Origin of the sequence: Vibrio sp. TRT 21S02, from assembly GCF_050113675.1 — a bacterium.
Lineage (GTDB): Bacteria > Pseudomonadota > Gammaproteobacteria > Enterobacterales > Vibrionaceae > Vibrio.
The window spans coordinates 154,467-166,407 of sequence record NZ_JBNJOI010000011.1 but is presented as its reverse complement, the minus strand read 5'-3'; the positions used below and the strand labels follow the sequence as shown (position 1 = coordinate 166,407).

The following is an 11,941-nucleotide window of genomic DNA, read 5'->3' as shown; positions in this document are numbered from 1 at the left end:
TTCAATTTAAGATTTTGTCGGCTCAATGAATACTGAACATTACATAAGTAATGTTTGAATTGACTGTGCTGAATCTTTCGATTCAATGGTCACTTCGTTTCATTGAAACCTAATTTGATACCGAAGTATCTAATTGGATTATCATCAACGAGTGCCCACACAGATTGATAGGTTTATATTGTTAAAGAGCTTTCCATTCGAGCTTCGCTCAAGTGGACGGCCATTTTAGCGAGTTAACATTCAGTGTCAAACACTTTTTCGTTATTTCTCTTGAGGTTAATTTTTTTATCCTCATGACCTTTGTTGCCTTATTATCGTTAGTTCGATATCCCGTGACAACGGTGGCGCATTATAGGCACTTCCTTTGGGAACACAATAGTAAAAAACAAAAAAAACAGCACTTTCAAACTGTTCGTTCACCTTTTAATCAAGATGATAAAAAAAGGAGCGACTACGCTCCTTTTTCAACCACAAACAATTCAGTTTTACTGATGTATTATCACTTGCTCGTTACTAACCACCAGTTGTACTTTCTTATCAGGCATAACCTCACCAGCTAAAATAGCTTTTGCTAGTGGGTTTTCGACACTTTGCTGTATTGCACGTTTTAATGGGCGTGCACCATAAACAGGATCAAACCCGACTTGCGCAATTAACTCAAGTGCTTTGTCTGATACTTCAAGTTCAAAACCATGCTCTTCCATACGGTTAGCTAAACGTAATAACTGAATTGATGCGATTGACTTAATATGTTCACGGCCTAGTGGATGGAACACAACGCTCTCATCAACACGGTTTAAAAATTCTGGACGGAAATGTTTAGTCACAACCTCCATCACTTCATTTTTAATTCCTTGATAATCTAGAGCAGCAAAATTTTCCTGTATCTTGGATGACCCTAGATTCGATGTCATGATCACAACCGTATTACGAAAATCAACCGTGCGCCCCTGCCCGTCAGTTAATCGTCCGTCATCTAACACTTGCAGCAAAATGTTGAACACATCTGGATGCGCTTTCTCTACTTCATCTAATAAGATGACTGAATATGGTTTACGACGGACAGCTTCGGTAAGATAGCCCCCTTCTTCATAACCGACATAACCCGGAGGTGCACCAACCAATCTGGCGACAGAATGTTTTTCCATAAATTCCGACATGTCGATACGAACCATGGCATCTTCACTGTCGAACATAAAACTCGCAAGGGTTTTACATAGTTCCGTTTTGCCCACACCTGTTGGACCTAAGAATAAGAAAGAGCCAATCGGTTTGTTAGGATCAGATAACCCAGCCCGGCTACGGCGAATTGCATTCGAAACTACTTCTACCGCTTCTTTTTGGCCAATAACACGCTTATGCAGAACTTCTTCCATGCGAAGCAATTTTTCTTTTTCGGCTTCAAGCATTTTAGAAACCGGAATCCCAGTTTGCTTTGAAAGCACTTCTGCAATTTCAGCATCCGTTACTTTATTTCGCAGTAACGTCATTTCCTGCATTTCAGCTTGAGTCGCTAAATCAAGTTGCTTTTCAAGTTCAGGGATTCGCCCATACTGTAGCTCAGACATACGATTTAAATCCCCGGCTCGTCGAGCAAACTCCATATCCATTCTTGCTTGTTCTAGCTCGGATTTAATATGTTGAGTACCTGACAAGGCGGCTTTTTCTGCATTCCAAACCTCTTCAAGCTCTGCAAATTCACGTTCTTTTTCGCTTAATTCTTCGTTCAGTGATTTAAGACGCTTTTCACTCGCTTCATCATGCTCATTATGTAGCGCTTGTTGCTCGATTTTTAATTGGATGATTTTTCGTTCTAATTTATCCAACGACTCAGGCTTCGAGTCAATTTGCATACGAATGCTCGATGCCGCTTCATCAATTAAATCAATGGCTTTATCTGGTAATTGACGATCAGAGACATAGCGATGGGATAAACTTGCCGCTGCAACAATCGCAGGATCGGTAATTTCCACGTGATGGTGCAACTCATAGCGCTCTTTTAAACCACGCAAAATTGCAACAGTATCTTCCACCGTCGGTTCATCCACTAACACTTTTTGGAAACGGCGCTCTAGCGCTGGATCTTTCTCAATGTATTGTCGATATTCATCAAGAGTCGTGGCACCAACACAATGAAGTTCTCCGCGTGCAAGTGCTGGTTTGAGCATGTTGCCCGCGTCCATAGAGCCTTCACCTTTGCCAGCTCCAACCATCGTATGCAATTCATCAATAAAGAGAATGATGTTGCCTTCTTCTTTGGACAGTTCATTCAGTACTGATTTGAGACGTTCTTCAAATTCACCACGATATTTTGCGCCTGCAACCAATGCGCCCATATCAAGAGACAATACTCTACGACCACGCAGCCCTTCTGGAACCTCATTATTGATGATACGTTGTGCCAATCCTTCAACAATTGCAGTTTTACCTACGCCCGGCTCACCGATAATCACTGGGTTGTTTTTGGTACGACGTTGCAAGACTTGAATAGTACGACGAATTTCATCATCTCGACCTATTACAGGGTCCAATTTACCTTGTTCGGCACGTTCGGTTAGATCAATCGTGAACTTCTCCAGAGCCTGACGCATCTCTTCTGCATTAGGATCGTTAACCTTCTGACCACCACGGATTTTCTCAATCGCGTCATTTACTTTTGTTTCAGTAAGACCAAGTTCTTTAAGCAAAGAACCTAAAGCGCCACGGTCTTCTAAGGCTGCAAGCAAAAACACTTCAGATGAGATGTAGGCATCTTGACGCTTTTGAGCCACCTTGTCACAAAGGTTGAATAGTGTCCCCATCGCACTAGAGAGTTGAACATCTCCTCCAATACCAGAGACTTTTGGTAAACGCTCTAGGATTTCACTGAGTTTTGAACGTAGGTGGGTAACATCAACGTCCAGCATGGTTAACAATGGACGAATGGGACTACCATTTTGGTCTAGCAATGCCACCATTAAATGGACAGGCTCGATATATTGATGGTCGCGACCTAACGCCAATGATTGGGCATCAGAGATAGCGATTTGAAATTTACTAGTGAATCGATCAAGACGCATATCAACCTTCCTAAACTCAACTGAGATAAAATCTTTTAATCAGTATGAAAGATGGCTGCGGCGTCTACGATTTTCAAGGGGTTGGGAGAAGATATTTCGTGGCTATTCTAGCCAAATGAAGGTGGCCTGTCGGCCAGTTACACCATCGCGGCGAAACGAGTAAAAACGCTCTGGGTTTTCAAAGGTACATAGCTCACAGCTAAAAACATCACTCACGCCACAATGATTTAAATGTATCGTTGCTAGCATATTCATATCTGCAAGCCATTTGCCTGTTTTAATCGGTTTAAACGCTTCAATAGCCGTAGGATGAACACTAATAAAAGCGTGTAGAACATCTTCTCCTACTTCAAATGCATTCGCACCAATAGCGGGTCCAAGCCAAGCCATGACTTCGCCATCAAACTTAGCCAGCGCTTCTTCAACAATGCCATTAGCAAGGCCACGCCAACCAGCATGAACGGCCGCAACTTGCGTACCGGATTTATTGGTTAATAAAACAGGCAAGCAATCTGCCGTCATTGCAGAGCAAACCACGGCACGTTTAGTGGTAAAAGCGCCGTCGGCATCTAATACATCTAAAGTGGTCGAAGCCAGTTCTGCAACAACGGTTGAGTGAGTTTGATTCAACCAAACTGGCGCCGAAGGCATCTCCGATTGTTCCTGCAACCAGTCGCGGTTACTTTGAACAATCGATAAATCATCCCCAACATGCGCACCAAGGTTTAATCCTTGATATACACCTGTTGAAAAACCATCAAGTCGTGTAGAACTAAACGCTTTGACATTTTTCGGCGCTGGCCAGTTGGGAACAACTTTATCCATGTTAAAACTCTTCTTCTAAACCGTGCTCTTGTGCGTCTTGACGTAACGCTTCAGACATCTCGACCATATCTTCAGGTACTGGAGCATGAAATTCTAACTCCTCCCCTGTGACCGGATGCTCAAACCTTAACATGACAGCATGCAGGGCTTGACGGTCAAAGTTGCGGATCATTGCGGTTAACTCTTCAGTTGCTCCAGATGGAATGCGAGCTCGACCGCCATAAGCGATATCCCCAAGCAATGGATGTTGCAAGTAGGACATATGCACACGGATTTGGTGAGTACGACCTGTTTCTAGTCGTAAACGAATTCGAGTGTGTTCGCGGAAATGCTCTGCCACACGATAATGCGTTACCGCAGGTTTCCCCATAGGACTAACGGCCATTAGCGTACGTTTTGTTGAATGACGCCCAATTGGCTGTTCAACACGGCCACCAGCGGTCATACGACCAATAGCAATCGCTTCATACTCACGCGTGATCTTACGTTTTTGCAGCGAACGAACTAAACGCGTTTGCGCAGGAACGGTCTTTGCCACAACCATTAAGCCCGTCGTGTCTTTATCCAATCGGTGAACAATACCAGCACGAGGCACTTCTGCAATGGCAGGGAAATGATGCAACAATGCATTCAATACCGTCCCATCCGGTGTCCCAGCTCCTGGGTGAACCACAAAATCACGCGGTTTATTAATGACAATGATGTCATCGTCTTCATAAACGATATCAAGTGGAATATCTTGAGCTTCCCAACGCTCTTCATCTTCAAGCTCTGCTTGAAGTGTGATCAGCTCTCCTCCCATGACTTTGGTACGAGGCTTTGTTATTACATTGCCATCCACCTGAACCTTCCCATCCAACAACCATTCTTTTAGTCGTGAACGAGAAAAATCGGCAAACAACTCGGCAATAGCCTGGTCTAAACGTTGACCTAGTTGGCTATCTTTTACGGTATTCGTTAATTCAATCTGCTGAGCCATATCGAACTTTTTCAAAAACTGTGAGACTAATGCTCACTACTGTGGAAAAATAATGCATTGCATCATTGTATCCGTTACCAACGAGAATGTAACGGAAGCGAAAGAAATATTTATCTCAAGGGATCGACGCCTGACATGAAACAGCACACTTTATCTGGCTTATTGGTACTATCATTATTGGTTGGCTGCTCTAGCAGTGAAGAGATTGTTCCGGATGTACCGCCTTCTGAGCTGTATGCCGAAGCACAGACCTCCCTGCAAAGTGGTAACTGGTTAACCGCTATCGAAAGACTGGAAGCGCTCGACTCACGCTACCCATTTGGTGCTTACTCTGAACAAGTACAGCTAGATCTTATCTATGCGTATTATAAAAATGATGACTTAGCACTCGGGTTAGCCACGATTGAACGCTTTATGCGTTTAAACCCGACTCATGGAAAGTTAGACTGGGTACTATACATGCGTGGATTAACGCACATGGCTCAGGATAGAAACTTTATGCATGACCTCTTTAGTGTTGATCGTAGCGATCGCGATCCAGAGCCAGTCAAAGCGGCTTTTGCCGACTTTAAGAAGTTACTTGAACGTTACCCAACGAGTCCTTATGCAGAAGACGCTCAAAAACGTATGTATGCGCTAAAGAATCGCCTTGCAGAATATGATCTTGCTACGGCGGACTTCTATCTACGTAGGGAAGCTTGGATTGCAGCAATCAATCGTACACAAGAGCTGCAAAAAACGTATCCCAATACAGAAGCTGCACGTAAGTCTTTAGAAATTCAACTTGAAGCTTATAAACAGCTCAAATTGGAAGATGCGATAGAACGCACTAAAGCTTTAATGGAACTAAATCCAATTTAACCGCACTACATCTAACAATTAAAGCCGCTCACTCTGAGCGGTTTTTTTTATGCTAATGATCCAACGCATTTCAAAACAGCGTTTGTTAGAAAACAATAAAGGAATTTTCGGAATTTAATTCACAAAATGAGGGTGGGCAAAGATTAGACAGGCACTTTTATCAGGCTGTAAAAAGTCCCTAAAAAGTGGAAGTTTTTTAGCAAGCTACCCTTTCAAATCTAATGACTTTTGCTTTGAGTACAAGCTTTTTTTAGCAAAAAAATAAGGACTCTTTGCGATTGATCACAATAAAATTTCATCAATAAAAACCCTCTCACTTTAGTGATCTAGATCACATTCTTTTATCTCTGAATAAGTAATCTGGAGTTAACCCATGAGGGATGACACAGAGGAAAAATCTATGAAAGTAAACATCACTGGCAAAAAAATCGAAATCACCTCTGCAATCCGCACTCATATTGAGAGCAAATTTAAGAAGTTAGAAAAATGGCAAATTGATATCATCAGTTGTCAGGCAACGTTCAGTGAAGAACCAAATAAACAAAAGAAAATTGAAGCTGTAATTACGGTACCCAAAGGACAACTTGTTGCTTCAGCAGTGCATGAAGATCTTTATGCAGCCGTTAATGAAGTTGAACAGAAACTGGAGCGTCAACTGAATAAGTTAAGCCATAAGTCCGAAGCTCGCCGAGCGGACAAACCAGAAGTTGAAGAGGTAGAATAATCTACCACTGGAGGATTCAAAAAGTAGCGCCTAATCGGGCGCTATTTTTTTGCTTGACGCTCCCGCCCCCCTTGCTTATTGTGGGTAAGAAATCATTATTTAGATATTATCTATGCAAAATCCCACTCTGTTCTTTTTTGACTTCTTTTTTCTCCAGTAACCTTGGAGGCTAATTCGTTTTCAGAAAGAAAGTCAAAAACGAACAGAAAGCCTCCCAAACGGGAGGCTTTTTTCATTGTTTAAGGAACCCAGAATGACCAAACAAAAATACTCACTCGATGACATTCGTCTACGGCTCAATGAACTCGACGATCAGCTGTTAAAGCTCCTCTCCGAGCGTCGTGAGTTGAGTATTGAAGTGGCAAAAAGTAAGGTTCAAACCTCTAAACCCGTGCGTGATGCAGAGCGGGAACAACAGCTTTTAGTCAAGCTGATTAACAATGGTCACACGAAATACAACCTTGATGCCCAATACATCACTAAACTCTTCCACACCATCATTGAAGATTCAGTACTGCTACAGCAATCATACCTTCAAAACCTAACCAACCCTGAGCTAAGCAGAAAACCGTTAGCAAGAGTGGCATTTCTAGGCGCTAAGGGCTCATATTCGCACTTAGCCAGTCGTGAATACTTCAGCCGCAAAAATATGGAGCTGGTTGAGTTAAACTGTGAGCACTTTAAAGAGGTCACCAATACCGTCGAAGCGGGTCATGCTGATTATGGTGTGCTGCCAATTGAAAATACCAGCTCTGGTTCTATCAATGAGGTGTATGACTTGCTCCAGCACACCACGTTATACATTGTCGGTGAGTTAACTCTTCCGATTGAACATTGCTTACTCGCAACATCTGAATTGCACATTGAACAGCTTCAAACCCTGTACTCACATCCGCAGCCACATCAACAATGCAGTGAGTTTATTAGCCGCCTAAAAGGGGTGACGCTGGAATCTTGCGCAAGCACTGCTGATGCAATGAAAAAAGTAAAAGAGCTAAATCGAAGTGATGTCGCGGCTATTGGTAATGCTTCTAGCGGAAAACTGTATGGCCTACAACCAATTCAAGGCCATATTGCCAATCAAACAGAGAACCATACTCGCTTTATTATTGTCGCTCGCAAACCTGTTGAGGTTTCGACACAAATTCCGGCTAAAACCACATTAATCATGTCGACCTCTCAAGAAGCTGGCTCACTGGTCGCAACATTGCTTGTTTTGCAACGCTTTGGCATCAATATGACTAAGTTAGAGTCTCGCCCAATTATGGGGAATCCATGGGAAGAGATGTTTTATGTCGATTTAGAAGCACATCTAAATTCTGATGATATGCAATTAGCATTAGCTGAATTAACCAAGCTCACGAAACATTTGAAGGTCTTAGGCTGCTACCCAAGCGAAAACGTTAAGCCAACACAAGTTAAGTTGCAGTAATAACATTACTTGGCTCAAATAATTCCAATTGCAAGCTGACATGCATAGCGAATCCCCCTACCATTTGCCGTTGCAAGGATGTACATACGCGGTATTCCGGTTACCAACGTTTTAGTAACTGGAATACCTAAATACAATGAAATGGATTTTCACTCTTCTCGGCGGCATGAAAAAAACTCTATTCATCGCCCTTATTTGGCTGATAACGTTTTCCAGCCGGGCACACGATTCTGGACTCAGTATTTATTTATGGGAAGATACTCTCTCCCAAGACTTAATGACTGAATGGGAGAATCAAAACAATTCAACACTCACGCAGTCTCATTTTGACAATGATGATCAGCGGAGCCAGTTGATGCTGAACAGTACCGAGCTCCCTTTTGATATTGTTGTTTTAGATAATATATCGGCTCAGATTTACGGCAAATTAGGGCAATTCGAAGATCTCTCCGACCTGAAAAACCGAAGCCATAATGGGTCAAAATGGCTTAAGGCATGCGGGAAGTATGCCGTACCTTATTTTTGGGGAACAGTGGGTTTGGTATATCGAAAAGACAACGTAACTACGCCGCCCAAAACTTGGAGTGACTTTGTCAATCCACCTGCCGAATTACGTGGTCATATTGGCATGCTAAATGACAGCGTTGATAGCTTTCTTCCTTTCTTTTATAGCATGGGCACTTCGCCATTAACCGACAAAACTTCAGAAATAGAAGCGGTCTACCCTATATTTGCTCAATTTAGCCAACACGTATTGTCCTACGAATACGTGCTTAGCTACATCCGCAGCCATACCAATGCCAATAAAATGAAGATGGCTCTTGCCTACAGCGGCGACCAATACTCGATGAACCGTTTTCTCGAAGAAGATTTGTGGCAATTCGTCACTCCTGAAGGCGAAATTTACCTTTGGGTGGATTGCTTAGCAGTGAACAGTGCTTCGAGTCACAAAAAACAAGCGAAAGCATTCATAGAGTTTATGATGGATCCCGCTAATGCTGCAAAAAATGCAATAGATGTTAAAGCTGCAACACCGAATTCAAGTGCATTAAAACTATTGCCAGAATGGTACCTAAATGATGCATCATTGTTTCCAAACAGGGAGAGGGTCGAACAGGGGCAAATTGATAGCCCTTTGTCGGCAGAAAATATTAGCCTGAGAGCTAAGATAATTAATACGATACTTAAACGTCATGAAGCTCAACACTAGAGTTCTACTGCTTGTCGCACCCGTCGTTCTATTGGGAGCCGCGCTTTCTAGTTATAGTATTTATACCAACCAGAAAGATTCACTGATCAAGCGAGAAAATAGTTATTTACAGCTAACAATGGAAAAGTTAGCTGGCCATTTTCGTCAATCTAGCGCGCTATTGAATAGTTACTCATTAACGCTCACAAAGAGTGATGTCATCGGTAACTATTTTACCCAGCACAACACCCCGTACCGGGAACTAGAAGTGCTCGATAACCTACAAAACACCATCGCCACGCTTCAAACCAACAATCAAGATAACGTCGCTGTAACCATTCTTGATAACCAAATGAACATGTTGTTTTTTGCCGATAACCGCAATGATCCGTTTTCCAAGCAAGATCAAAATGTTCTCGATTATGTCCGTCAGGTCTTTGCACAAAGCCAACAAAAAACGCATATCGGCTATACGCATGACTATCAAGGGGATACCACCCTCATTCGTTACGACATCCTCGACAAACACACGTTAAGAGCCCCACTCAGCTATGAAACAGACGATGTGTTTTTTATCATAGTCCATCTCTCTCTGAACAAATTTAATGATCTAAGACGAATTATTGAACTCGACAACGACAGCAGTATCTTTTTTAGTGATGATCCGGTGATCCGCTCTGGTATGACGCAATCAGTAGAGCTCAAGCCCGGACTGTTTGCTACACTCGATCCTGCCCGCTATCTGCTGGAACGAAAGCTCAACCGTTTAGAGCACGAATTGATGCTATCGTATCTCGCCTCTTCAACGATCACCGTCTTGTTACTTTCACTGCTTCTATACCGCCATGTCACTCGCCCAATAGCCCGTATTGATCACCAACTACAATTGGTCGAACTCGGTAAACGCAGCAACATTGAACGCCTTTCCAGTGAAGATGAAATTGGTCGTTTGTCTGCACGTGTTTACGACATGTACAATGAACTAAACTCAAGTTATCAAAAAACGAAAGCAATGGCTGAATACGATCACTTGACCCAATTGGCCAACCGTTATCAATTTCAAATGTACGTCAAACGTATTTTGGCAAATAAGCTCAATAACCTTCATGCTTGGATTTTGTATATCGATCTGGATAACTTTAAATACGTGAACGATAAGTATGGTCATCACCAAGGTGACTCTTTATTGGTTAATTTTGCCGAACACGTTCGTTCGTTGTGTAAAGAGTATGAGTTAAAACATGGCATTAAATGTCTTGCCTCACGGTTGTCTGGTGATGAATTCGCGATTTTTATCTCTTCGGCCCACAAAAGTGCGCTGGCAGATGCTCTTGCAACTGCCATACTAGAGCCTATTCAGGCTAATCATAATTCGCCGTTAGGCAACTTCCCAATCACCGCCAGCATTGGTATTGCATGTTACCCTGAAGATGGTGATAACATAACCAGCCTACTTTCACATGCCGATACCGCCATGTACCAAGCAAAGCGAGCAGGAAAAAACCAAGTTGCTTATTACTCTCAAGAGCTTGATAGCGTTGTCCGTCGCAAAGCTCAAATTGAGCGAGCACTTCGCAGCGGCAGGCTCGACGATGAGTTCTCTCTGTTATATCAACCCTATTTCGATGCATTAGGCACGAACGTCGTTGGTGTAGAAGCTTTGTTGCGATGGCACTCACCTAAGCTAGGCACGGTTACCCCCAGTGAATTTATTCCCATTGCGGAACAAACCGGATTGTTTGGTGCAATCGATCGCTGGGTGATTAATCAAGCTTTCCACGATTTTGTTCAGTTGCAACAAGCCCATGAACACCCAATTCAGTTATCAATTAATTTGTCATCAGCCGAATTAGATTCACTTCAACTGGCCAAGTTCATTGAAGCGGCAGCAGAGCAGCATAAAGTAGTGCCTCATCTGGTAGACTTCGAAATTACAGAAACTTTCGCAACCGACTCTCAAAGCTACTCTTTGTTGCACGAACTATCGCTTATGGGTTACAAACTGGCGATCGATGATTTTGGCTCTGGCTATACCTCTATCACTCAATTGGTAGAATACCCTGTACAGAAAATAAAATTAGACCGTGAGTTTCTTTCAGCACTGCTCAAAACCAATAATCAAAAAGTGATTAAGCCGCTGGTTGAGCTTTGTCATTCTCAATCGATGAAAGTAACCGCGGAAGGGATAGAGTCCGCCGAGATCCATCGTTGGCTGGCAGAAAACGATTGTGATTACATGCAAGGGTTCTATTTGTCTAAACCACTAACACTACAAGAAATCACTCACCCTAATAATCTCGATAATGGAGCCGAACATGAAAGTGAAGAAGATCGTCGTAGCTTCGCTTAACCCAGCTAAAATAAAGGCGGTTGAAAGCGCCTTTAACACTACTTTTCCTGAGCAATCTTTTGAATTTGTTGGCGTTAGCGTTCCCAGCGAAGTCGCGGACCAACCGTTCAGTGATACTGAAACACACCTTGGTGCGCTAAATCGTGTCAAGAACGCCAAGTTGCTTCAAAAAGATGGTGACTTTTATGTTGGGCTAGAAGCTGGTATTGAGGACAACATGACGTTTGCTTGGATGGTGATTGAATCAGATAAGGTACGAGGAGAGTCACGATCTTCAAGCTTAATGCTCCCCCCTCAGGTATTAGAAAAGCTAAACGATTCCAATGAGCTTGGTGATGTCATGGACGAAGTTTTTGCGACAGAAAATATCAAACAAAAAGGTGGAGCGATTGGGTTATTAACCCACCATCAATTGACCCGAAGTTCGGTCTATCACCAAGCATTGATCTTAGCCCTTATTCCTTTTATTAACCCAGAACATTTCCGTGCAAATCTGTAGAGATGACAAAGGGAGCCTAGGCT

Annotated in this window: 9 protein-coding genes and 1 other annotated feature; of the genes, 6 read left to right on the top strand and 3 right to left on the bottom strand. The window is 42.8% G+C overall.

Annotated features, from left to right (window positions below):
- Positions 1-485: 485 nt before the first annotated feature.
- From clpB to rluD, 3 genes are all read right to left on the bottom strand, one after another.
- Positions 486-3,059 (bottom strand): ATP-dependent chaperone ClpB, encoded by a 2,574-nt coding sequence (gene clpB / locus ACQEXU_RS15350; protein WP_427011483.1) that lies wholly within the window; start codon positions 3,057-3,059, stop codon positions 486-488.
- Between the two features lie 102 nt (positions 3,060-3,161).
- Positions 3,162-3,884, bottom strand: a complete 723-nt coding sequence (pgeF, locus tag ACQEXU_RS15345) for a peptidoglycan editing factor PgeF (protein WP_427011482.1) — start codon at positions 3,882-3,884, stop codon at positions 3,162-3,164.
- Between the two features lies 1 nt (position 3,885).
- Positions 3,886-4,863, bottom strand: a complete 978-nt coding sequence (gene rluD, locus ACQEXU_RS15340; RefSeq protein WP_367988282.1) for a 23S rRNA pseudouridine(1911/1915/1917) synthase RluD — start codon at positions 4,861-4,863, stop codon at positions 3,886-3,888.
- A gap of 135 nt (positions 4,864-4,998) precedes the next feature.
- On the opposite strand from rluD, the gene ACQEXU_RS15335 reads away from it, so the two are divergent.
- The 6 genes from ACQEXU_RS15335 (at position 4,999) to yjjX (ending at position 11,918) form a co-directional block, all read left to right on the top strand.
- Positions 4,999-5,724, top strand: a complete 726-nt coding sequence (locus ACQEXU_RS15335; protein ID WP_367988281.1) for an outer membrane protein assembly factor BamD — start codon at positions 4,999-5,001, stop codon at positions 5,722-5,724.
- 400 nt (positions 5,725-6,124) lie between these two features.
- The gene (gene hpf, locus ACQEXU_RS15330; RefSeq protein WP_367988280.1) at positions 6,125-6,448 is read left to right on the top strand and encodes a ribosome hibernation-promoting factor, HPF/YfiA family; all 324 of its coding nucleotides are present in this window, start codon (positions 6,125-6,127) and stop codon (positions 6,446-6,448) included.
- Between the two features lie 114 nt (positions 6,449-6,562).
- Positions 6,563-6,684, top strand: a sequence feature (Phe leader region).
- A gap of 17 nt (positions 6,685-6,701) precedes the next feature.
- A complete protein-coding gene (gene pheA / locus ACQEXU_RS15325) occupies positions 6,702-7,880 on the top strand; it encodes a prephenate dehydratase (protein ID WP_367988279.1) in 1,179 nt (392 codons plus the stop codon).
- Between the two features lie 136 nt (positions 7,881-8,016).
- Complete coding sequence (locus tag ACQEXU_RS15320) at positions 8,017-9,090, top strand: polyamine ABC transporter substrate-binding protein (protein ID WP_367988278.1); 1,074 nt, start codon at positions 8,017-8,019, stop codon at positions 9,088-9,090.
- Entirely contained in the window at positions 9,074-11,419 is a 2,346-nt protein-coding gene (locus ACQEXU_RS15315; protein ID WP_427011481.1) for a putative bifunctional diguanylate cyclase/phosphodiesterase, read from the top strand. Before ACQEXU_RS15320 ends, ACQEXU_RS15315 begins: the two co-directional genes overlap by 17 nt.
- Positions 11,385-11,918, top strand: a complete 534-nt coding sequence (gene yjjX / locus ACQEXU_RS15310; RefSeq protein ID WP_427011480.1) for an inosine/xanthosine triphosphatase — start codon at positions 11,385-11,387, stop codon at positions 11,916-11,918. The genes ACQEXU_RS15315 and yjjX overlap by 35 nt, the downstream gene beginning before the upstream one ends.
- Positions 11,919-11,941 lie beyond the last annotated feature (23 nt).